At 41.1% G+C, this 23,387-nt stretch carries 23 protein-coding genes and 1 tRNA gene; 4 read left to right on the forward strand and 20 right to left on the reverse strand.

Going from position 1 to position 23,387, the window contains the following annotated elements; all coding sequences use genetic code 11:
* Positions 1-4 precede the first annotated feature (4 nt).
* The 10 genes from RBH91_RS17295 to RBH91_RS17340 form a co-directional block, all read right to left on the reverse strand.
* Positions 5-1,204, reverse strand: a complete 1,200-nt coding sequence (locus RBH91_RS17295; protein WP_307892336.1) for an NAD(P)/FAD-dependent oxidoreductase — start codon at positions 1,202-1,204, stop codon at positions 5-7.
* A 1-nt stretch (position 1,205) separates the two neighbouring features.
* A complete protein-coding gene (locus RBH91_RS17300; RefSeq protein ID WP_076762105.1) occupies positions 1,206-1,523 on the reverse strand; it encodes a (2Fe-2S)-binding protein in 318 nt (105 codons plus the stop codon).
* Complete coding sequence (locus tag RBH91_RS17305) at positions 1,507-1,791, reverse strand: (2Fe-2S)-binding protein (protein WP_076762106.1); 285 nt, start codon at positions 1,789-1,791, stop codon at positions 1,507-1,509. Before RBH91_RS17305 ends, RBH91_RS17300 begins: the two co-directional genes overlap by 17 nt.
* Positions 1,792-1,808: 17 nt before the next feature.
* Positions 1,809-2,597, reverse strand: a complete 789-nt coding sequence (locus RBH91_RS17310; RefSeq protein ID WP_076762107.1) for an aspartate/glutamate racemase family protein — start codon at positions 2,595-2,597, stop codon at positions 1,809-1,811.
* A 74-nt stretch (positions 2,598-2,671) separates the two neighbouring features.
* Entirely contained in the window at positions 2,672-3,571 is a 900-nt protein-coding gene (dapA, locus tag RBH91_RS17315) for a 4-hydroxy-tetrahydrodipicolinate synthase (protein ID WP_307892337.1), read from the reverse strand.
* A 26-nt stretch (positions 3,572-3,597) separates the two neighbouring features.
* Positions 3,598-4,791, reverse strand: coding sequence for an NAD(P)/FAD-dependent oxidoreductase (locus RBH91_RS17320; RefSeq protein ID WP_192855987.1), 1,194 nt, complete (start codon positions 4,789-4,791; stop codon positions 3,598-3,600).
* Positions 4,792-4,830: 39 nt separating this feature from the next.
* Positions 4,831-6,348: an aldehyde dehydrogenase family protein gene (locus RBH91_RS17325; protein WP_307892338.1), complete on the reverse strand. Its 1,518-nt coding sequence runs from the start codon at positions 6,346-6,348 to the stop codon at positions 4,831-4,833.
* A gap of 17 nt (positions 6,349-6,365) precedes the next feature.
* Positions 6,366-7,712, reverse strand: a complete 1,347-nt coding sequence (locus RBH91_RS17330) for an aspartate aminotransferase family protein (RefSeq protein WP_076762111.1) — start codon at positions 7,710-7,712, stop codon at positions 6,366-6,368.
* Between the two features lie 63 nt (positions 7,713-7,775).
* On the reverse strand, positions 7,776-9,233 hold the full coding sequence (locus tag RBH91_RS17335; protein WP_076762112.1) for a CoA-acylating methylmalonate-semialdehyde dehydrogenase: 1,458 nt from the start codon (positions 9,231-9,233) through the stop codon (positions 7,776-7,778).
* Between the two features lie 509 nt (positions 9,234-9,742).
* Positions 9,743-11,209, reverse strand: coding sequence for an alanine/glycine:cation symporter family protein (locus tag RBH91_RS17340; protein WP_307892339.1), 1,467 nt, complete (start codon positions 11,207-11,209; stop codon positions 9,743-9,745).
* 910 nt (positions 11,210-12,119) lie between these two features.
* Between RBH91_RS17340 and RBH91_RS17345 the strand changes: the two genes are divergently transcribed.
* Positions 12,120-12,992, forward strand: a complete 873-nt coding sequence (locus RBH91_RS17345; protein WP_076762114.1) for a LysR family transcriptional regulator — start codon at positions 12,120-12,122, stop codon at positions 12,990-12,992.
* 937 nt (positions 12,993-13,929) lie between these two features.
* Entirely contained in the window at positions 13,930-14,616 is a 687-nt protein-coding gene (locus RBH91_RS17350) for a DUF2278 family protein (RefSeq protein ID WP_307892340.1), read from the forward strand.
* 165 nt (positions 14,617-14,781) lie between these two features.
* Here RBH91_RS17350 and RBH91_RS17355 read toward each other — a convergent pair.
* The 8 genes from RBH91_RS17355 to RBH91_RS17390 all read right to left on the reverse strand — a co-directional run bounded on the left by RBH91_RS17355 (position 14,782) and on the right by RBH91_RS17390 (position 19,829).
* Positions 14,782-14,854, reverse strand: a tRNA-Ala gene (locus RBH91_RS17355).
* A 196-nt stretch (positions 14,855-15,050) separates the two neighbouring features.
* Positions 15,051-15,491, reverse strand: coding sequence for a hypothetical protein (locus RBH91_RS17360; protein ID WP_239693685.1), 441 nt, complete (start codon positions 15,489-15,491; stop codon positions 15,051-15,053).
* A 303-nt stretch (positions 15,492-15,794) separates the two neighbouring features.
* The gene (locus RBH91_RS17365) at positions 15,795-16,436 is read right to left on the reverse strand and encodes a hypothetical protein (protein WP_076762117.1); all 642 of its coding nucleotides are present in this window, start codon (positions 16,434-16,436) and stop codon (positions 15,795-15,797) included.
* Between the two features lie 4 nt (positions 16,437-16,440).
* The gene (locus tag RBH91_RS17370) at positions 16,441-18,033 is read right to left on the reverse strand and encodes a hypothetical protein (RefSeq protein WP_307892341.1); all 1,593 of its coding nucleotides are present in this window, start codon (positions 18,031-18,033) and stop codon (positions 16,441-16,443) included.
* Positions 18,034-18,051: 18 nt separating this feature from the next.
* Positions 18,052-18,375, reverse strand: a complete 324-nt coding sequence (locus RBH91_RS17375; RefSeq protein WP_307892342.1) for a hypothetical protein — start codon at positions 18,373-18,375, stop codon at positions 18,052-18,054.
* The gene (locus RBH91_RS17380) at positions 18,372-19,079 is read right to left on the reverse strand and encodes a DUF5081 family protein (protein ID WP_307892343.1); all 708 of its coding nucleotides are present in this window, start codon (positions 19,077-19,079) and stop codon (positions 18,372-18,374) included. Before RBH91_RS17380 ends, RBH91_RS17375 begins: the two co-directional genes overlap by 4 nt.
* 17 nt (positions 19,080-19,096) lie before the next feature.
* Positions 19,097-19,447 (reverse strand): WXG100 family type VII secretion target, encoded by a 351-nt coding sequence (locus tag RBH91_RS17385; protein ID WP_307892344.1) that lies wholly within the window; start codon positions 19,445-19,447, stop codon positions 19,097-19,099.
* Between the two features lie 19 nt (positions 19,448-19,466).
* Positions 19,467-19,829 (reverse strand): hypothetical protein, encoded by a 363-nt coding sequence (locus RBH91_RS17390; protein ID WP_076762121.1) that lies wholly within the window; start codon positions 19,827-19,829, stop codon positions 19,467-19,469.
* Positions 19,830-20,222: 393 nt separating this feature from the next.
* On the opposite strand from RBH91_RS17390, the gene RBH91_RS17395 reads away from it, so the two are divergent.
* Both RBH91_RS17395 and RBH91_RS17400 read left to right on the forward strand, forming a co-directional pair.
* The gene (locus RBH91_RS17395; RefSeq protein ID WP_148956389.1) at positions 20,223-20,432 is read left to right on the forward strand and encodes a zinc ribbon domain-containing protein; all 210 of its coding nucleotides are present in this window, start codon (positions 20,223-20,225) and stop codon (positions 20,430-20,432) included.
* Between the two features lie 23 nt (positions 20,433-20,455).
* Positions 20,456-20,629, forward strand: coding sequence for a hypothetical protein (locus RBH91_RS17400; RefSeq protein WP_164470251.1), 174 nt, complete (start codon positions 20,456-20,458; stop codon positions 20,627-20,629).
* 26 nt (positions 20,630-20,655) lie between these two features.
* Here RBH91_RS17400 and RBH91_RS17405 read toward each other — a convergent pair whose 3' ends face one another.
* Positions 20,656-22,137 (reverse strand): alkaline phosphatase family protein, encoded by a 1,482-nt coding sequence (locus RBH91_RS17405; RefSeq protein WP_307892345.1) that lies wholly within the window; start codon positions 22,135-22,137, stop codon positions 20,656-20,658.
* Between the two features lie 16 nt (positions 22,138-22,153).
* A complete protein-coding gene (locus RBH91_RS17410; RefSeq protein WP_307892346.1) occupies positions 22,154-23,287 on the reverse strand; it encodes an MGDG synthase family glycosyltransferase in 1,134 nt (377 codons plus the stop codon).
* Between the last annotated feature and the right edge of the window lie 100 nt (positions 23,288-23,387).

Genomic DNA, 23,387 nt, shown 5'->3' on the forward strand with positions numbered 1-23,387 from the left:
AAGTTTAACTTCCTTCATATGATTTGTATAATTGTTCACGGGCCTTAGGGATATTCGGCTGAAATTGGATAAGCGCCTCAGCTCTTGTCTTCCTTACGAAGTGTATGGCCTGATGAATGAGTTCATCCAGCTCACCAGTACGATTGCTTATTTCAGCCGCAATGGTTAAGCCTGCGACTTTCCCTTGAGCCATTGCTACTTTAGCGCTCTCAACACCGGTAATGTTTCCTGCGACATAAAGATGAGGAATGTTCGTTTGCATGTTCTCACTGTGCACCGGTATGTGTCCGCCCAATTCAGGTACATATTGAAAGGAGCAGCCTATAATAGATGCTAATTCAGCCATTGGCGTCAGCCCGCCTGAAATACAAACAACGTCTGCTTCAACTATTTTTTCAGTCCCGGGAATCGGCGCACCAGACGCAGTTACTTTGGTTGTTCGCACTCCGGTTACTTGCTTATCTCCTAGTATTTCTAAAGCGGCCGTTTTCACTTTAATAGGAATACCAAACATTTTGATACCTGAAGCCGGGTAACATTTCGCAACAAGGGATGGCGGAAGAAGTTTTCCCGCCTTTCCTAACTGTCTTAATAACGCGTTTGGGGCAAGGTGAGTTAATTTTGCAAGCGATTTCAACACACTTGTTGGCTCTCCCGCTTCATTTGAAACGAGGCTTGACTTAGGGATCATGATTTCTTTCACATCTACTCCGCAAAGCCTCAGCTCGTTTGCAATAGCCATCGACAAGACATTTGCGCCAATAATCACACACGATTGACCAGGTTTCACTCGGTAAACATTCCCCATGACTTGTGCCGCGCCAATCGAAATAACTCCAGGCAGCGTCCATCCAGCAATCGGAATGGGCGTCTCACTGGCACCAGTGGCAAGCAGCAGCGCCTTCGACTTCAGGACTCCATTTGATGTATGAACACGCCAGCCAGCTTCGCGTTTTTCAATATCGTAAACAGATGTTTCACACTGTATATCAACACCCGCTGTTAAAGCGCGAATATGCAGCTTTTCTGATTCTGAAATTCCGTTCCACCATTCTCCATTAGGCTCTTGATGCAGCTGTCCGAGCAGCCTCCCGCCAACGCGGGGAAATTCATCAATGACACGAACATTTAAGCCCTGCTCAGCAGCTTCAATGGCGGCGCTCAAGCCAGCCGGACCCGCCCCCACGATCAACAGATCCCTCATGCTACTCACCCCCTTTTTTGCAGCCAGCTACAGAATGAATGACCATTCCTTGTTTTACTGGAGTCAAACAAGCTCGAACAACCTTGCTGTTTTCCAGCTGCACTCTGCACTCAAAGCAATGACCAATATTGCAATAAATGCCCCTGCCTGTTCCACTTACCTCATGTTGACGGAGTGTCCGTACTCCAGCCGCTAACATCGCTGAAGCAATCGTATCTCCTTCATAGGCTTCGTATGCTTCTCCATTAAAATAAAACGTAAAGGGCTGTTGTTTTTCCAAAGACCCAAGAACAGGATGATGTTCAACTCTCATTGTCATGAACGTTCCCCCCTAGTACTCCAAATGTGACTGGACGAACTGGAGGCCGATAACTAAGCTGAATGTCATTCTTTATCATCTCCTGATTCAATTCTTTTGCTATTTGGTCAATTGTGCACCGGCAGGTTCTTCCTCCACAAAACCCCATGCCTGCTCTAGTGCGTAATTTCACTTCTCGAGATGAACATTTGTATCGCTCTATTGTATCTTTAATCAACTTTAAGGAAACTTCTTCACACCTGCATACAATGGTATTCATTTCATCCATGTCACGAATCCTCCTGTTTAAATGAATCCCATATATGGTTTTTGAGCAGTTGCCATGTGGACCCATCGAATCATTGTAATAAAATCAAACACTGGCAATCCAACTGCCTGTTGAATCTCTGATGCATAAGGAGGAAGATCGCTGCACTCTAGCAAAATGGCTCCAATGTTAGGATTTTCATTGACTAACTCTTTTGCCGCTTGGACAACTTCCTGACGAACAAGCCCATTATTAAATCTTCCTCTGCTTTCCGTAATTGCTGAGAACTCTGGCAAATCCCCCAAATTTTTAACGACTACATCATCTTCATTATCAATACCGCAGCTTCTATACAATGAGGAAGTAATGCCATTGCTGTCAGCTGTCAGCATACCGACTTGCTGCCCATCTTTTAGACCAGTTTTAATCCATGGCAATTGAATGACGCTAGACATGAAAACAGGAATGTTCACGGCATCCGCCACTTCTTTTTGAAAGTTCCCAAAAAATCCGCATGCACCGCAAATCGCTTTTGCTCCCTCTGCCTCTAATTGTTTAGCAGCAGCTACCACATCATCTGCAAGAGTAGGATCTCCCACGTGGATACGCTCCTGTGTACAATGTGGGACAACTTTTAAAACCACCGGAAAGTCGTATGTTGATAGATTTGCCACATTTCCAGGCAAGGTAGGATACCAGCATTCATCTAAAAATAAGATTCCAACGGAATACCCTGATACATACTGCCCTTTTTTCATTTCAATGGTGGCATCCGAGTTTGATTGAATAAATCCATAATGTGAATTGTTGTACGTGTTCAGCGTCATTAACATTCCTCCGCCTGGGATTTGTTGTTGGAACAAGGAAGAATACCCTTATGGATATTCTTCCCTAAATATGTTTAAACGGGATTTACTTCATAGCCCAATTGTAAAAGTGTTTCTTTCATTTTAGAGGTCAGCTCCTCAGAGGCTGGCACTAATGGTGCTCGAACTTCTCCCCCATTGAGCCCTATTAAATCCAAACCTGCTTTGACAGGACCCGGCACAGGCTCAGCTTCCACATAGTCATAGAGAGGAAGAAGTCTTTGGTTCAAGGCAATTGCGCTATTTATATCTCCTTCTTCTTTAAAGAGGTTATACATTTTTACAATTTCCTTTGGCACCAAGTTATGAATAATACCTGTCGCACCGTGTCCGCCTACAGCCAACGTCGGCAGGATTAAATGTTCAAAACCTGTAAGGACAGAGAAATTTTTCTGGTCTTTCGTCAGTCCGATGACTTTACATGTATGTTCTTGATCTGTTGTGTTTTTCACGCCGACAATACCTTCCACTTGGCTCAATTCAGCAATCAATTCAGGTGAAAGCTCCACATTTGTAGCCGCTGGGTAGTGATAGATGACAATGCCGATTCCAGACTCGGCAGCCAGTGTTTTATAATAGTTTTTGATACCTTCTTCACTCGTCTTCATATAATACGGTGTAACGACCAGCGCACAATCAGCTCCAATTTCCGCTGCATATTTTGTCAGTTCAAGTGTATCCTCTGTTCGATGCGCACTTGTTCCGGCCATAATTGGAGCACGTCCATTGGCATATTCCACGGCCGCTTTTAGTACGCTTTTTCTTTCTTCCATAGACATAAGAGAGTATTCTCCCGTGCTTCCTCCCGCCAGCAAACAGTGCATTCCGCCAGCAATTAAATGATCAATTAGATTTTTATATGCTTCAAAATCAACATTTCCTTCCTTGTTAAAAGGGGTAGGCATTGCTGGAATCATACCGACTGGATTATACATTTTCATTCCTCCAATTTTGTTTTTGTTTAAACAGTTTGTTCTAATGAGGCGTTTTTGTACCTAGAAAAATTCAATCGATCGATATTAAAATCTGTTTCTTGGTTTGAGATTAACTGCGTAACCATTTTTCCTGTGATAGGAGCCATACTGATGCCGTCTCCCTCATGACCGCTTGCAATATAGAAGCCCGGGACTTCTTCCACTTCAGAAACGATCGGAAGATGATCCACCACCCAAGGACGTATTCCAGCGTAGGCTCTGATACAATTAATATCTTTTAATATTGGCAAAAAGCGTGTAGCACGTTCAGCAATGCCCCTCATCACATCATGTTCTGAACGGATATCATACCCTTTAAAGGCTCGATGCCCGCCAACCAAAAAATTATTTGCTTCCGTTGGTTCAATGGTAAATGCAATATTGTGGTCTTCTACCAATTGACTGACGTTACGTTTATAATGAATGTCTTCGAACTTTGACAACATGTAGCCGAACTCATGAACTTTCTGACTGACTACTTTTTTTGTCTTTTCCGTTATTAAAATCAGCCCTTTGCGAGGACGAATGGGGATATCAATTCCGACCATGTCCCCGATCTTGCTGGCCCATACGCCTGCACAATTCACAATTCTTTTCGTATGGATCGTCGTTCTATCTGTTTTGACCGACTCCACTCGACCGTCTGGCGCTTGAATAATCTCCCTTACTTCATGGTTTGTAAAAAGCGTTAATCCGTGTTTTTTAGCCTCTTCAATAAACGCATAACAGACAAGATAAGGATTCATGGTTGAATCCACTTCAGTCCATATACCGCCCTTTAAGTCACGAGCTAAATGAGGTTCAATATCCGGGAGCTCTTGCTGGTCAACCATACGCATGTCGTAGCCGGCCGCGACCTGCTGGGCTACATAACCCCGTGCAATTTCAAGCTCTTGATCTGTTTCACATACATAAAGGCTGCCTCTTGAGAAGAATTCAAAATCAAAAGAAAATTCTTTAGCCAGCTCTTTATAAAGCTGAATACTTTTAAAACCAATAGCCGTATCAATTCCAGGCTTTTTATCGCAAATGAGAGCAACCGCATCACAACGGCTTGAAGTTCCATTCGCGATATCACCTTTCTCAACCAGCGCTACACTGTATCCTTCTTTCGAGAGATAATAAGCAACACTTGAGCCAATGATGCCAGCGCCAATGACGACAATATCAAAACTGTTCAAGATGGTACCTCCCCAGAATAGCCGCTTTGTATCTTTAAGCTATTCTTTGTATGCTCCAGATGGTTGAACATTCAAAGCAATATTTACTTGTTTCTTATATAGATATTCTTCAAATCCGTACGTACCAAGATCGCCGCCAATACCACTTTGCTTATAGCCGCTCCATGGGGCTTCATTAAACGTAGGATGATACGTATTAACCCATGTAATTCCCGCTTGAAGTTCGCGAATCACGCGTTGTGCTTTTGCCCCATCGTTTGTAAAGACCGCTGCTGCCAAACCGAAATCAGTTCCATTGGCTAATTCAATGGCTTCCTCTTCTGTTTCAAATACTTGTATGACGAGAACAGGACCAAATATCTCCTCCTGTACAATTCTCATATTCGGCGTCGTATCTGTGAAAATGGTTGGCGCTACATAATTTCCGCTGGCCAGTTCGCCGCTGGTAAGCCGGTTGCCGCCGCACAAAAGCGTTGCGCCTTCTTCTTTTCCAATTTGGATGTAATTGAGCACAGTATCCATATGATCTTTGGATATTAACGGTCCCATTTCAGACGTCTCTTCCCAACCAGGGCCAACCTGAATGTTTTTCGCGCGTGCAACAAGTTCCGGGACAAATGTATCGTAAATCGACTTCTCAATGATAAGACGCGAGCCAGCTGAACATACTTGCCCTTGCCCAGCAAATATAGCTAACAGTGCATAGTCAACCGCTGTTTCAAAATCTGCATCGGCAAACACAATGTTTGGTGATTTTCCTCCCAGCTCTAAGCCGACTTTTTTTATTGTATCTGCAGCATCTTTCATAATTTGCTTTCCTGTAGATGTACCACCGGTAAAAGAAATTTTATCAACATCCGGGTGTGTAACTAATGTGTTGCCTATAATAGATCCAGAACCGAGTACTAAATTGGCTACACCCTTTGGAAAACCTACTTCATCAATGATTTCAAATAACCGGATTAAAGTGAGCGGTGTTTGAGTGGCTGGTTTCACAACCACTGTACAGCCGGCAGCCAGGGCAGCAGACATTTTTTGCGCCGCCATAACAAGCGGAAAATTCCATGGTACAATTTGCGCAACAACACCTATCGGTTCACGAATAACCATAGCTTGAATGTCGTCAGGCACTTCATATGTCTGACCATGGGGCTGCATCGCAAGCCCGGCATAATATTGAAATTGGTGAATCGCATCCTCAACATCTACTAATGAATCACTGTAGAGCTTTCCATTGTTCAATGTTTCAAGCTTAGCAATCTCTTCTTTCTGTTCTTCTAGTTTTCTAGAAACCTTCAGCAGCAGGTCTGCTCTTGTACGAGCATAAGTCTGTTTCCAACCGTTTTTGTAAAAGGCGTCTTTTGCAGCTTGAACAGCTTGATTGGCTTCATCTGCGCCGCCCTCTGTAACCGTTGCAATCACCCTGTTATTGGCAGGATTCAAAATTTCTCTCGTTCGTCCTGTTGAACTTTCGATCCACTCGCCGTTAATGTACATCTTTTGCGTTTCCTTTTTGTTTTTAAGGACCGCTTCAAATGTTTCTGAAGTACGAATCATTGTTCCACCTCCGGGATTTAAATGACTTGAAGACTTTCCTTCACTGTTTTCACAATAAATTGATAATCATCTTCTGTGAGATTGAGAGGCGGAGCAAGCTGCAAGATATTGTTATAACCTGCGACGGTATCGCCATTCTTCCCAATGAGCAAACCTTTCTCCTTGCAAGCCTTCATAACCGCATTGATTTTCTCCAATTCAATCGGTTCCTTCGTTTCCTTATTTTTGACCAATTCAATTCCCAATAACAGGCCTTTTCCCCGCACATCACCAACATGGTCATGTTGTAAGAGAACCTGGAAGTCTTGAAGCATCCTTTCTCCTAAAACTTTGGACCGCTCAAACAATCCTTCTTGCTCCATAATTTCAATATTCTTTAGCGCAACCGCACAAGAAGCAGGACTTCCGCCGTAAGTATTCACATGTCTAAAACGATTGTTTGTTTTCTCGCCGCTAAAGACTTCAAAGACTTCTCTGCGCACAGCTGTCGCTGATAATGGCATATACCCGCTTGTGATTCCTTTTGCCATTGTAATGATGTCCGGTTTTACACCATAGTTCATAAAACCAAAAGGCTTTCCTGTTCTTCCAAAGCCGCAAATCACTTCATCCACAATCAGCAGCGCACCATGATGCTCGCAAATTCCCTTCACTCTCTTCAAATAATTCTCCGGCGGCATTAATACTCCGCCTCCCGTAATAATTGGCTCCATGATGGCGCCTGCGATCGTTTCACTCAACTCCCAAGTCATGAGCTGATCGATCGCTTCTGCACTTTCCAACGTATTGGAATCTTCAGGCTTTCGATATAAGTCTGGCGGGGATACATGTAAAAAACCTTGGCCCAGCGGTTCATATTTATATTTTCTTTGCGCTTGGCCTGTAGCTGCCAATGCCCCCATCGTATTGCCGTGGTAAGCTCTGTAGCGGGAAACAAACTTGAAACGGTTTGCTTCTCCTTTTTGCTGATGGTACTGCCTTGCGATTTTAAAGGCCGTTTCATTTGCTTCTGAGCCGCTGTTCGAGAAAAAGAATACATAATCATCATCCAAATACTGATTTAGCTTCTCTGCTAATTTGATAGCCGGACCATGACTGTGGGATAGTGGAAAATAAGGCAGTTTCTCAAGCTGGTCATAAGCTGCCTGTGCGAGTTCCTTTCGCCCATATCCGACATTCACGCACCATAATCCTGACATACCGTCTAAATATTGATTTCCTTCCGCATCTGTAATCCAGGCGCCCTCGGCGGATTCCGCTATTAATAAACCAGGGTCTGGAACAGCGCCTTTCATCGCATGCCACACATATTTAGAATCTTTTAACCTTAACTCCTCTGTGTTGGGAATTGCTTCTTTCTGCAATTGAAAGACCTCATTTCTTATATCAATTTTCTTCCCAGTAAGAACGATTAGAAGGCCATAACTTTAGTAACGCGCAGTCACCATTTTCTTCCTTGTAAAAAAGTTCACTCCATCTTTCCCATTGGCATGGAGATCGCCATAAAATGAATGTTTATAGCCAGAAAACGGGAAAAATGCCATTGGTGCCGGGACGCCCAAATTAATGCCAAGCATTCCTGAATCGATTTCTTCTCTAAATTCACGAATTGCTTTGGCACTGTTTGTATATAAACATGCTCCGTTTGCAAATTCAGAACGATTGGCTACTTCAATCGCTTCTGCAAGAGTATTCACTCGAACAATTGATAAAACAGGAGCAAAGATTTCTTCTTTCCAAATCTTCATGTTTGTCTCAACGTGATCAAATATTGTCGCCCCAACAAAATAGCCTTTGTCATCTTTTACATCTTGTCTTCCGTCTCTTACAAGTTTGGCACCCTCTGCTTCTCCTGCGGATATATAAGACTGTGCGCGCTCTTTTTGCTCTTTGCGAATGACCGGTCCCAAAAACACATCTTTATTTAAACCATCACCCATCACAATATCGTCTGCACCTTTTTTCAAACGGTTTACGAGAGAATCCGCGACATCTCCTACAGCAACAACAACGGATGCTGCCATGCAGCGCTGGCCTGCCGAACCGAATGCTGCACCTAAAATATTTTTCACTGCCACATCAAGGTCGGCGTCTTCTAAAACGATACTGTGATTTTTCGCTCCCGCTAACGCTTGAACGCGTTTTCCGTTCTTTGCTGCCGTCTTATAAATGTACTCCGCTACAGGCTGTGAACCGACAAATGAAACCGCTTTAATTAATTCGTGCTCCAATAGACCGTTCACAACATCATGAGCTCCGTGGACAATATTTAATACGCCATCCGGCAATCCGGCTTCTTTGAATAATTCCGCTAAGCGATTAGCTAGCATTGGCGTACGTTCTGAAGGCTTTAAAACAAATGTATTCCCGCATGCAATAGCTAATGGAAACATCCAGCAAGGCACCATCATAGGGAAGTTAAATGGGGCAATTCCTCCAACTGCGCCCAAGGGGTACCGGTACATCCCTGATTCAACCCCGGTTGCTATGTCAGGCAATTGCTCTCCCATCATTAAGGATGGGGCGCCAGCAGCAAACTCAACACATTCAATTCCTCTCTGCACTTCGCCATAAGCATCAGAGAACGTTTTTCCATTTTCCAAGGAAATCAATTCTGCTAACTCATCCCAGTGTTTCACTAATAATTGTTGATATGTAAATAGAATTCTAGCCCTTTTGGGAACGGCAACCCTTTTCCACTCTGCAAATGCCTTATTCGCTTCTTGGACAGCATAATCAACATCACTTTGTCCGGAAATTGGAACTTTGGCAATCACTTCTCCATTGGCTGGATTATAAACATCCTCATATTGTTGCTTTTCAGGATCTATCCACTTGCCAGAAATGAAATTTTTTACATGTTTAATATCTGTTAGTGTATTCATATAATCCCTCCGAAAAATTTTGTTCGACTCAGGTTCAGTTTATTCAGTAAATTATTAATAGTAAAATAAAAATAAAATATGCTCGACATATCATTTTTTTATGGGGGCAAAAGTGCTATATCACTTCAGGCGCTATGAAACTTATAATAAAGTTGGATAACTTCAGCAAAGCAGAATTGGATAACAAATATTTGATCCATCCCAATTCTTCACCAAGATCAACAAGAAAAAGGCCCTGCGATCATCTTTCACAGAGCAGAAGGTGTTCAATGTTTATGATCTTAATGGTAGGCATGGCCTTCCTTGGAACGTAAACATCGAATATGGTCGTTAAGAACTTGCCGGAGCTGACAAAGAACAAGGGGAAAAAATGCGCTTATGTCTCAAGCTTTAGTAACGAACCTGCCATTCGCCTTGCTGCTAAAGGAGCAGAAAGTGGAGAACAGCATAACTCATTTAGCGTTTGTCTCGTTTAATTTTGGAATAAGACAACCTTTACCCAAAGCGTTTTATTGTGCCTTCCTTTTTTCTTCTTCTTGAATGTATTCTTTCTCCCAAAAATCCGCATGTTTTATCCCCAATTTTAATGGGTCAAAAACAGGATCTTTTCCTGCCTTTTTCTGTTCATTGAAATCTTTTAATACTTTTAAAGCCGGTTTGAATAAAAGTATTAATACCAGTATATTTAAATAAGCCATACCACCCAGACCTATATCTCCTAGAGTCCAAGCAATGCTCGATGCAACAGCTGTCCCCGTGAAGACAAAAACCAAAATCAGAAATTTCAGAATTTTTACCGCGGTGCTTGTTCCTTGTTTCCACTTACGTGTAATAAAGGCCAAACTTGTTTCGCTTTTGTAATAATAGGAAATCATTGTGGTAAAGCAAAAGAAAAATAAAGAAATCACTAGAAAGGTATAACCAAAACCAGGCAGGACTTGATCAATGGATAGTTGAACATATACGGCACCGGCTTCTACTCCTGGAATATTAGTGACTAGCTGACCGCTGTTCTCATTGTTTACATTAAACATGCCTGTCATTAAGATCATAAATGCGGATGCTGAACATATAACCCAAGTATCAAAATAAACAGCTAGAGATTGGACAAGTCCCTGTTTGGCCGGGTGTGATACTTCCGCAGCAGCACCCTCATACGTTTCTCCTCCGGAACCTGCAGCATTTGAGAAGAACCCACGCTGTACCCCCCAAGCAATAGCAGATCCAATAATGCCGCCAAAGGTTGCATCCGCACCAAATGCGCTGGAAATAATTAACGAAAAGACATCGGGTATAGCTGAGGCATTTGCAAATAAAACGATGAAACACACAATCATATAACCAATAGCCATGATTGGTACCAATAGTTCTGCTGTCTTAGCAATTCTCTTAACTCCTCCGAAAATCACCAATGAAAAGAGAATGACTAAGAAAGCACCAATAAACATTGGATGAATACCAAATGCCGCTTTCACTGAAACAGCTATTGTATTCGACTGAATATTCATTAGAAAAAAACCATTAGCTACTATTGTAAGAGCAGCGTATACTAAAGCATATTTTTTAAATCCTAAACCTTTTTCAATATAAAAAGGAGGGCCGCCACGGTATTCGCCATCAATTTTACTTTTGTAAATTTGGGCCAAAGTCGTTTCAATAAAGGAAGTGGCTGCACCGAAAAAAGCCATCACCCACATCCAAAAAACCGCACCAGGTCCTCCAAGAGCAATTGCAGTAGCAACACCCGCTATGTTTCCTGTCCCAATTCTGCTTCCTAATGATAATGATATAGCTTGAAAAGAGGATACACCGCTTTTTGAAGTTTCTCGATTAAACATATAATGAAACATGTCTTTTAAGTGCGTCACTTGAACACATCGAGTAGCTATGGTGAATCCCAGCCCCGTTGCTAGAAAACAATAAATAAAGTATTGGTTCCATACCAAACCACTAACCCAATTTAAAAAACTTTCCATAATAGCCTCCAGTCGTCAACTCAATGAGGCAGTTCGATGCATTGAGTTCATTTTTTATTTTAGGTCCTGTCCCCTCTAACTTCATGTTCTTAAACAAATAAGGTGGCTTATCGTGAATTTTGACTCTCTTCCCCATTATGATTCATAATGGTTATATCTTCTTCCGTTATATTTGTTTGATGTTTAGCGCTGTCGAAAATGAAATCCGCAACTCTATCTGGATTCATATCACTCTCCATTTGCTCTTTTGATAGGTTCAATTTCTATAAATTTGTTCTTCCTGAACTTTTGTATTCTATTGCTAATGCTTCAGAAAATCCAAGAACTTCAAATTTACTGTCAATGTAAACGCTTTCAAATTCTTTTTACTTCTTTTCCTGAATTCGATATAATATTGATAATACACCCTTTTTTCTGTTTAACCATTACCTTTAGTTCCTTTTAAGTTTGTGTCAATCATCTGATGAATATCATTCTCTGCTAAATCGTTATTAATCTAGTAATCAATCGAACCATGCTCGTTTAAGCGTTTTTCCATCACATCTTCAAGATTTGATTCGTGATGTCAAGTTCATAAATCGAAGATCGATCACTTCACTGAGAAGCTGTCTCCATAAGTGTTGCTTTTGTTCGCACGCGTAAACATACATCGTAGCCCTTTTGCGAGTATTTTATGGCCAATGATTTTCCCAACCCGCTACCAGCACCTGTGACGCAACTATTTCCTTAGACATCATTCATCGCCTCCTTCTTCAAGGGGCTGAAGCATTGTTTTTTGTTAGCACATTCATATAATCCCTCCCCAAAAAAATTTGTTTGACTAGTGTTCAGTTTATTCAGTAAATTATTAATAGTAAAATAAAAATAAAATATGCTTGACATACAATTTTTTTATGAAAGGAAATGTGCCATGTCACTTCAACGTTATGAAATTTTCAATAAAGTTGTACAGCTTCAGAATATCAGCAAAGCGGCATCAGAGCTTCATCTCACACAACCGGGAATAAGCAATGCAATTAAAACGCTTGAGGAAGATTTAGGTTTAAAACTCTTGGTTCGAAACCGAACAGGGATATCTTTGACAAGGGAAGGAGAAAAAATATACGATTACTCTTTAAAGATATCAAAGCTAAATGATGCATTATTTCAGGAAGCTTCAGCTTTGAGAGGATTAGGCACAGGGGTTATCAATGTAGGATCTTTTGCAAGTGTAACAGCAAACTGGATGCCTTTCATTATTAAACGTTTTAATGAGAAATATCCAGGCATAACCGTTAAAATTTACGAGGATGATTATTTCAACTTAGAAAAAGCGGTCCTATCAGGTGAATTAGACTGTTGTTTCAATACATATGTTAGTACAAAAGGCATTTCCTTTACCCCATTAGTAAAAGACAAATTATATTGTATTGTTTCTCTTAAGAACCAGCTAAGCAAACATAACAAAATAAAACCTAGCCAATTAGAAGAATTCCCTTTAATTAAACCTAAAAAAGGATGGGATAACGAGGTTGCTGCATTTTTTAAAGAACATAACATTCAACAAAAGGTTCGATATGAAGTTTCGGATGACCATTCCATTCTGGCACTGGTCGAAGCTAATCTAGGAATTAATATTCGGCCTGAATTGGTACTTAAGGGCGCCCGCAACAAAATAAAGGCGATTGAACTGGAGAAAAATACATATCGTACAATAGGAATCTGTACAATGCCTCAAGTATCTCACGCAACAAAAGTGTTCGTAGAAACAGTTAAAGAGCTATATCCAAAGATGAATGAATAGCACATATCTTTATCCTTTTTCGACTATCGTCTATAGAACATATCGTTTTCTATCCCTCTCCCATAGCTATTACACCAGTATACTTACCATAATCAAATAAGCCTAAAAGGAGCGTTTCCAGGCAGCCTATATCCGTTCTGCGATGTTCCATTTTTAATGCTACCAAACAAGTTCATCAATCGTCTTTTCTAAATGTAAACCCTGATTTGAACGATCATATACCGTTTGTTAAGACAATAGAAAATGTAAACGGTATCACTTACGCAGACGATAAAACAGAAGAAGAAAAACACATTGACTAAAAGGAATCGGTGCCATGCTAAACACGGTATAGCTGCCCGAAATCGTCGAACCAACCGCATCGGCGAAAGCGCAGTGAAACAAGCTTCTGCGGCTGGGACTGTAATGCACATCTCTTGAACTCCTACAGACACCCTTTCGTTATCAGGTTTAAAATGAGCATACGACCCATAAGAGCCGCTTTCTGCCGGCTCTTTTCTATATTATTTGTTTCGTTAAAACCCTGGCTATATTCGCAAAGAAAATCCCCTTGAGAAGTCAAGTGGCTCTTCCACGGGTAGGCTGACATCATACCGCCCATTCCGCCTATCAATTTCGCTGTTTATCGTATCCTTTCAGAACCTTGATATACTGGGTTGGTAACATTTCATCAAAGGGTCATTTCTCACATTTCGTGATTTTTCTCCCCAGTTTGGATCATTTTTTAAAATCAACGTATTCCCTTTAGCTTCCAAACAGACTTAAAGCCCTGACCTCTTCCTTACCATGTAAATTTGAAATTGATAAGACGCTTCATTCCCTCTTTGTTATTTGTTTGTAAATTTACATTTAAAATAGTCAAAATTTTCTTACATCAAACGAAGAATTATTATACACTTATTAGTGTTAAAACTTTCTGATTGGAGGAGGATGAACAATGACTGTTGAAAATTACGGTGTTTTAAAAGGGATTGTACACGATACGAAAAGAGAGGTAGATTTTGATACTCCCCATTATCAAGTCGATGTCATTGGCGAGAATGACACACATTACAGATGTGCCATTAATGTGATGTCGAGCTCAGCCCAGTCAGAAGTGCTGTATTATGCGGATGATCATTTTAATGCCAGTGAAATCACCCATTTGCAAAATCTGCAAAATGGCTATACTTCCCTTCATGAAGATGCGGAAAATCATCGGATTGCCCTTGATTATGTAAGAGGCCATCTTTTTGACCCTGCTAAAATGATACCTCTGCCACATGAAGTGACCGGCGAAAATAATGATTTGAACGATTTTATTGAAAAATATATGACCAAAGCTAAAAAAGAAAGGGCACCTGTCTATATTTACGGCTCAAAATTCGGCCCTGAAAATCAAAAAGATAAAATATTTGGATTCGAACCAACCAATGGTATGCATAACATCCACATGAATCAGGGGAATTCAGGCAGGTGGAAAAAGGACAACGGGATCTATCACGACGGGGGTATATTCATCCAATTTCATGATGATTGGGTTGCGATTTTCTTAGCTTTCTTAACACAATCATGGTGCACCGATAAAAAAGGCGATCCAATCAAGTTTTGTGGTTTTACAGAGCCTCATAAAGAGTATGAATAAGTGGTTTTCTCTGCGGCTGAAAGCATTTGTAACTAAACACACCCTATTATAGGACTTCTAAAATAATTTCTGCTTCTGCCGGCCAGGCTTCAAAGGGGTTTTTTAGCACAAGGCGAGTTTCTTTCACAATAAAAAAACCCCTTGATATATCAAGGGATTCAGATATGGAGCATAGCGGGCTCGAACCGCTGACCTCTACACTGCCAGTGTAGCGCTCTCCCAGCTGAGCTAATGCCCCGTTTATTTGAGACATGATTTATTATAGACGGAATTCGGGATAAAAGCAAGGAGTTTTTTGCTTCATTTTTATATTTATATTTACAGATATAAACGAGATTGTAAAAATTGAATAAGCGACACTAAACGAACAAATATTGATTCGTTTAGTGTCTACGTTCCTTACTGCTTAAGACCAGGATCTTTAAATCTGCAGACTACTGCCACTTTTTTTGTACAATTCTAAGGTATTCTCTATCCTCCAAGATTAGCTGCGATGGGGAGGTGAATTCAGATAAAACAAGTTCTCTTTTTTTAGAAATCTCCATATCTTCCTCTCCTGCCCAAGCCGTATACCATTCAATAGAAAAACTATTTTTCATTACATCTTTAATATATGAAAATAGTATTTTTAGACACATTAAATCTTCTTCAGAATGTACAGGTCTATTCATTGCAAATGTACCTATGTGTGTGTGAACTTGTACTTGATATGGCAGCTTCATATGGATGGAAGCTGCTTCTATATTTTCAATATAAATGCCCGCTGCATTTGCTCCTGATCTAACTGGGTGCCCTTTACGTGATCTGATTGAAGTTTCTCCAAAAAACCCACCTTCTAAAGGAATCTTTGCAGAGAGATAATAAAATTGAGTCATTTCCTTTTTCCCTTCTGTTTCTCAGCCTCAATCTCCCGCTCAATCCGCTGAATCGAAATCCTGTATCTTCGATTTCGATGTTTTGTGGGCGAGGACGATGGGGTTTTTATTGATATCATAATTTGGCTTGTGATTTCATCCCATGGTGCTTGCATTATATGTACAATTCTAAGAACTTCTTTAAAATTTTATGGCGAATATAAAAGAATAAACGCATAGAGTTTTCCATGCGTTCACGGTTCATTTGTTTGAACGATTTCTCTAAAAGGTCAAACAGGGCTTGATTTTCAGGTCAGTTTTTCATTAATTGTTAAAATAGTCATTTACTATTTTATCTAATTTATCATTTCCTTTTTCATTCTCAGAAAGATATTCAATAAAAAAATCATCTATTCTATCATCTTTAAAACAACTAATATAGAAAAATAATGTTTCTAAACTTTGATTATTAATTATCCACTCATGCAAATGTTTGCGACCTAGCTTAATCGCATCCTCTATAAAATGATCATCCTTTACTTCTATCAACAAATCTAATATGAAATCTCTCTCATCTTCATTCTCTCCTTGCAATATTTCATGCATTTCATCTTTACTCATTTCTAATTTATATATATCCTTTTTCGCCCTCCAAAAATCATCTAAGGAAGTACCCTCTTCATCATATAACATTGACCAAAATCCATCATAAGAAATGAATTTATGAATAAACTTATGCGTATCTTCTGCTATTTTCTTTTCAACATAATTAGTATTTTTATTCGAAATAATTTCAAAATATTTTGCTTCATATGGAATTACGCTTCCGTAATCATCCTGTATTCTAAATGAGATATACTTTTTTTCTTTAAATTTATTTTTAAATTCACCTTCATACACTGAATAAATTTTGTTTTTTGTTATATCAGGTACTCTATTGTCTTTTTCTATACACTTAACTCTCATTTTTTCACCTCATTTTAGCAGGTACAAAATTTTCATCTAAATCTACGATCCAAAATAAATCTTTCTGGTCTTTCCTAAGATCTCTTGGTTTTGGTACTTTAAGTTTACTATCAAATGAACTTATTTCACCAGTCTTAAAATTTTGATAGAAATGAATCTTCCCTTCTCCAAATTCTGTTTGGTATGAGTATCTTGATTCCATTTTCCACCAGTCGCTGATATTGGAACCATCCTTAGTCAATATATCAACTGCTTTTTGATCCCACAAATCGGCTCCATTAATAATTTTATTTGAATTGCTAATGATATCGTCCTTTAATAATTCTTTTTTATATTGTAAATACGCATATAAATCATTAGGAACTTTGTTATATACTTTGGAATTACCCGAAACACTCGACTCACTAGTTCCTTTCCCAACACCTCTCCCAGCCTCAATCTCCCGCTCAATCCTCGAAATCGAATCCTGTATCTTCGATTTCGATGCTTTGTGGGCGTCGTTGACGCTTCCATGGAAGTCGGTGCCTTTGCGGGCGAGGACGCTGCCCTGGGCTTCTGCGCCGCGGGCGATGTCGGTGAGGGCGTCTGTGCTTTTGGCGAACTGTTTTTTGATAGCGAAGCCTGCGTCATTGAGTTTGTCTTGCGCTTTCAGTCCGCCCGCCCGCATGCGGTTTGTCCAGATCGAGCTGCTTTCTTTAAATGATTGTATCACATGTTCCGTTTTGCCTGATACTTTGCCGATTGTTGCCGAGCCTTGGAGGGCTTTGGCTCCGCTCAGCCCTGGAATGACCTCTAGAGTGCCGGTTATGCCGCTGATTACCTGTTCATCTGTTGACAGTTTTCGTCGCGTCCCCCAGTCTTGTCCCGTCACTGAGTTGGAGACGGAAAGCCCGCCGACTGCTGCTCCGGCATAGAAGCCGGCCGGCGCGCAAAAGATCGTAAGCACGACAACGCCGCCGCCAAGGATCAGATCACGCCACAATTCCTGACCCTTTTGGACGTCTGTGATCGATTCGTACTCAAAGCCGCGGGCGGAAACGATTGCTTTGGAGTAGTCTTCATAGGTCAATTCGATTTCCGGGTGTTCTGCCTTAAATGCTTTATATTCTTCATTCAGCACATGGTCAAACGCTTTTGAATCTTTGAAAATATCGTCCACGGTAATTTCCCTTTTGTCCTCTTGGACGGCCTGCTTGTTCATGCCGTAGCCGACATAGGTTGTCTCTTTGGAGCCGATGCGGTTTTTTGTCTTGTAGTTGCGGATGGACATGGCTTCCATCTTATCCGCAAAAGCGTCCATTTTTTTGTGGAAAGGATCGTCAATGTGGTCTGCTACTAAACTGCCGGCTTTCAGACAAAAGTCAGACAGTTTCTGATAATCCTTGAACAGCTCATCGATCTTGCTTTTTTTGCTGGAATGGCTAAAGCCGATCGCTCTGTCACTGTCTTTGTCTTTTATTTTAGATTCGATATCTTCCAAGAGGTCATTGAGCTTTAAAAGGCTTGATTTCGCTCCCCCTCCGTACTTTCCGCCCGTTAACGCATCCAGGCCGTCTTTCATGCCTTGCCATTCTTCCGGGCTGAATTTCACATCCATCAGATGATCGCCTCGTTTCTATTTCTGGATCTGGTAGAGTTTTTGGAGCTCCTTATCTGTTTCATACATTTTTTCCATCGCATAGTTGACAATCTGGGCGGCCATCGAGTAATTATCAAACAGCTCCATCGTTTTTCCGAGGATTTCCGGGTAGCTTTCAACCGTTTTCAGGGCTTTGCCAGCTTTATAAAAATCAGACTCTGCGAGTTTTTTAATTTCCGGCTGGACTCCCTCTATGTAAATCTCACAAATGTTTTTCAGTTTATTTGAAATGGTGATCATTTCTTCAAACTCAACGTGTATGTTTGTGCCGCCGCCTCCTGCTCCGCCTTCGGCATTCATACCATCGCCCTCCCTGCTCTGAAATTAATATGTAGCGCATCATAAATCCGGTTGTTCATGATGTAGAGACTGATCCATTCGTATCGGTCATTTAACGGATCAACGCAGATAAAGTCTTCACCCTTTGTGAAATACAAGTTGGTTGTCTGAAAACCGGGGTCTGTCAGACTTTGAACTGCAGAAAACCTGAATGTTTCAACAGCCAGGATCTCTTTTTCGTCAAGGTCCATCGCCCTTACTTCCGCTTTTTCGCCGGGATTCATCGGTTTTGTCAAAAAGGTCCGGTCTTTTTCCCGCGGCTCTCTCATTAAAAAGGAAACTTTTGAAATGAGCGACAAATAAACTTCCCGTTTTTCCAGATAGTCAAATGTGTAGACTTTGCCCGGGCCTATTTCCGTAAGAACGATGACGCGCTCTTCGTCGTCTGGAAGAAAGGCGCACATGACATTATTGAAGCGTACATATTCTTTGCTTTCTTGATATTGTTTCAGCATTTCCGTCATGAAAAAAGCAGCACGGGTCAGCTTGCCTTCTTTTGTAAGGATTCCTTTTTCGATCAGGCCATCCAAAGCTTTCACCGCACAGTCAGGCTCGGTCAAAGCGAGCTGTTCGCGTTCGGGTAGGCCGAATATGTAGGATACCCCGGCCGCTCCGGCTAAAACATAAAGTTCCGCCGCTGTGAGCGTATCTATTTTCACCAGCATGTCGTTCCCCTTCCATGTTATAGGTTTTGAATTTCTTTCACTTCGCTGAGCTTAGAGAAATCGTCGATGCTTTTCTCTAACGCGTTCAGCGCAGATGTATGATCTTCCAATGCATCTTTCATATCTGCATTTAAATCAATGATCAATTCAAGATAACTGAGGAAAGCATCGCGCGTTTTCCCGCTCCATTTTCCGCTTTCGACATATAACTTTAATTCTTTTGCCTTGTTTAGCGAGTCACTGACGTGTTTTTCGATTGCTTTTGCATGGGAAAGCGCCTTAATCGTTCCATTATGGGACAATTTCACAGCTTCTCCGCTTACTTTCGACTCGGCCGTATGATAGTTGTAATATCCGTATCCGTCCATCGTGTTAGCTGCCCCTCCTCTACGCCTTTTTCTCTTCAGCTTCTGCTTTTGCTTTATAATGCTCCCATTTGCTTTTGGCCTTCGTTTTTGCGCTTTGAATATCATCGAGCATATCGTCAAAATGCTTGATCAAATCCTTTAGGTCGGCATCCTTTTCATGGCGCGCATTTTCAAATTCATGAGAAGGGATTTTCATATCCGGGAGATTGTTTGTTTTATAAGCTTTTTTTGTCGCTTTTGCATCTGATAATTTTGTTTTAACTTCACTTTCTTTATCAGATAAAAAGTCGTATAAATTTTTATAATCATCCCGTTTACGTTCATTTTCAGTGTAAGAAATGTGCAAAAAGTTACCTGCTGAGTCCCAAAAACTTTCACTCACGGCAGTGTCCCCTTTCCATTCTACTAGTCAATAAAAACTATTTTCCTCTAGTGGATTATATTGTAATATAATAATATTACAGGAAGGTCCTATTTGAATGAATAGGTTAAATGAATCGTTTTTTGTGTGAAAACATGAAATATACGAGCTGATCAGTCTATTTTCTAAGGAAAAAGAATTAGCCCTATACTCCCTCATCACTCCCAATGGGGTCTTATTCTTAGTCGTGTCAAGATAGCAAAAGACATGTTTTTCACTTTCACAAAGCAGAAAATCGATTTCAAGTTCAGCCGACACACCGCTTCAAATCATTTCCTGAGAAATATTTTCTTTCGAAGAAAATTACAGTATAATGGAAATATTCGATTGACACAGTGAAAGGAGAAAAGCCCCATGCGTGATCATAAAGGGTGCATCAAGTGCGGTAGCACGGATGCAGGACAGAAAGAAATTGCAACGACCGGAACCGGTCTCTCCAAAGTGTTTGACGTGCAGAATAACCGTTTTCTCGTCGTATATTGCAAAAACTGCGGGTATTCGGAGCTGTACAATAAAAAAGCTTCGACTGCCGGAAACATTCTTGACTTGTTCTTTGGAGGATAACAGTCAGAAAGGAGAATCCAGCCATGATGGAGAAATACGGATTATGCATCGCCCTATTTATTTTGGCATTATGTGTTCACTCCAATATCATCGTTGAGAGCCCGCTGCTTCAGACGATCATTAAAATGGTTTCTTTATTTATAATGGCTGCGGCAGCTCTTGCAGCATTTATTAAAAGCATCAGGCAGCCGGAATAAAAAGGGATGAAAAAGCGGGGAAAACCTTATTCCCCGCTTTGTGATTCAACCAGATCGACGATCCATTCCTTCACATCGATGAGCCGTTTATATTTCGGTGCCGAGTCGGTTCCGGTTATGATCATCGGTATGAGAGAATCCTGTTTGTGCAAAGCTCCGTGGCTTGCGCCGCCAACGTGTGTCGGCGAGCCCTCGCCGATAAATTCGTATCCTGGCTTCGCATTGACGATCAAATAATCGCCTTTATGGGAAAAGAATGATGTGTAGAGCCTTTCCAGGGCATCCGGGAACTGACCGCAGGCAATTTTGTTCTTATTGACTGTTAAGTCCAAAAGCCGGATATCCCCTTCCAGTGTCCATGATTGCCCATATTCATCTGTGGCAGCGCCGCCGGGTTTAAATGTAAGCTTCCCTTCCCGTCCGCCCGACGTGACCTCAATTGCATTCATTTCATTTTTCCAGCTGATAATATCGATTCTCTCGTCTTTATTCAGAACATCCGCTATCTGATTCAGCGGAATCTTTGCTTTATCGAGAGGGTAGACAAAAGCCATTCTTTCATTGACGGCGAGAACGATTTGATCATCGGGCTTAACCCCTCGTTTTAATTTGACGATTTGATATGAATCCAAAAGGCCTCTTAAATCAATCAATGCTTCTTTTTTATGTTGGCTGATCCATGCCTGTCCATTATCCCCTAAAGTGATCCAAATATGATGTTTTAATGCCTCTTCCCATGACTGAAAGCTGTTTAAAATCCTTTGCACATGCCTGTCGGCTTTAGCCACCCCCTTCACATCGAACCTTCCGTGTTTATGAACATGCTGATCGAGATCGGGAAAATAGACGAGGGCAAGCGGAGGAACAAGATTCGACTTGATCAGATGGTTCAATTCATGGACCGAAAATCGATCATTAAAACCGAATTTTTTTAAAAGAGAGAGGTTAGCAGAACTTAATTTAGAAAAACCGCCGTATGAAAACAGCTGAGGAGCATCGATTTTCAGTTTCTGATTCAGCCCCATAATCCATGAGAAAAGCATTGGAACATGCAAATAGCCGTCCTGGCTTCCCCTGTGCATGAGCGCATTGATTGAGCACGTTTCATGCCCTTTCTCAGCCAGCTCTTCATGAAGTGTTTTCACCTGTTTGCTTAAATGGACCTGATTCAAATTGTAAAAGACGTCTTTTGAAGATTGTTTGATCCCTAATTTCAGCAGTTCTCTAATATGGCTTCCATAATTGATGATCCGGTTCTCCTCTTTGTTGTACCATACAAGCCCCGGCACTTTATGCTTGTCACTGTTGACCCCTGTCAGCAATGTGCTGTCAACATTGACCGACATGGTCGGAAACGGGCTGACAACCTCCGGTACATAACGTCCGTTTTCAAGCAAAAATTGCAGGGCCGGAGCTTGTCCGCTTTTAACGGCTTCTTTCAAAGGCTCGTCCATCAAAGAATCGATCAGCAGCATGATGACAGATTTCTTCTGACTCTCAGATGTCATGGGTCTTTCTCCTTTCTTATACGTGAGCATTCCCCAAATCTAACCGGTTATGAATCATCCTGTCGAGTATTTCACTGATATCCAAGTCTGACTTTTCTTGCAAATATTGATTGACATTGGTCTGATAGCGGCTAAGACCTTCTTTGGAGCGCAAAAAGGCTAGCAGCTGTTCTTCAATCGGCTGTTCTTTTTGATGCTTTAATTCGATGATTAGATTTCTTTTCTTCAGCATGTTTAAATTCATTTCCTCTTGCCCTGGCAGTGCATGATAAATGAAGGCAGGCAGCTGTTTTTCAATGCATTCGCTGATCGTGACACCGCCGGGCTTTGTGATAATTCCTGAGGCCTGTGCGTATAGGCGGTTCATCTCAGCTTTGTTTTCAATGTAAGGAAGGGCTTTAATCAAAGGATTGTTCAAACTTTTGACATAACGGTAGAGCTTTCGGTTTTTCCCGCATAATATTTGGTATACGACATCTCCTTCAGGCGAGAGCGCCCGAACGAGCTTAAAGATGCCGCCCACCCCCATGCTGCCGCCGGTGATCACCATGTTGTACAATGGTTTGTTTTGCTCATCCCGGACGGATTTTTCTGCCGTTTTATAAGAGCGGTGAACCGGTATCCCGGTTAGAAAAATCTTCTCTTCAGCAACTCCTTCAGCGATCAGCTGTTCTTTAATATCTTTGATCGGTGCAAAGTGATAATCAATATGCTCTCTTCCCCAGATTTGGTTTACGAAGAAATCGGTGTAGACATTGACGACTTTCATACCTGGATATTGGGCTTTTAGCTTGTTCAATAAATAGGAAGGCAATGCATGCGTGCAAAACACGATATCCGGTTTTTTTTCTTCAATGATCTGCTGCATGTTTTTTAAAAAGATCAGTTCATACATGATGTAGCGCTTTTTTGTTTCATGGCTGCCGCAAGCAAGAAGGTGATAGACGGAGCTGTATATTTTCGGAAAATATTGAATCCACTTTAAATATGCCGCGGAGGAAACTTTTTCGAGCCGCCGATAGGCATGAGAAAAAATATCAATTTTTTCACAGCGGTGAGATTTCAGGATCAGTTCTGCCTGAAGCGAATCGGCAACATGATGATGACCGGTTGAAATGCTAAGAAAAGGAAATATCAGAATCGTTGTCATCTCTATCCTCCATTCGAGAAGAAAAATGTTTTCCATTTATATTTTTAAATAATCCAGCCAAAATATAAGTGAATTTTTGAAATAAAAGGAAGGTGACGAC

This window comes from Bacillus swezeyi, assembly GCF_030908325.1.
Taxonomy (GTDB): Bacteria; Bacillota; Bacilli; order Bacillales; family Bacillaceae; genus Bacillus; species Bacillus swezeyi.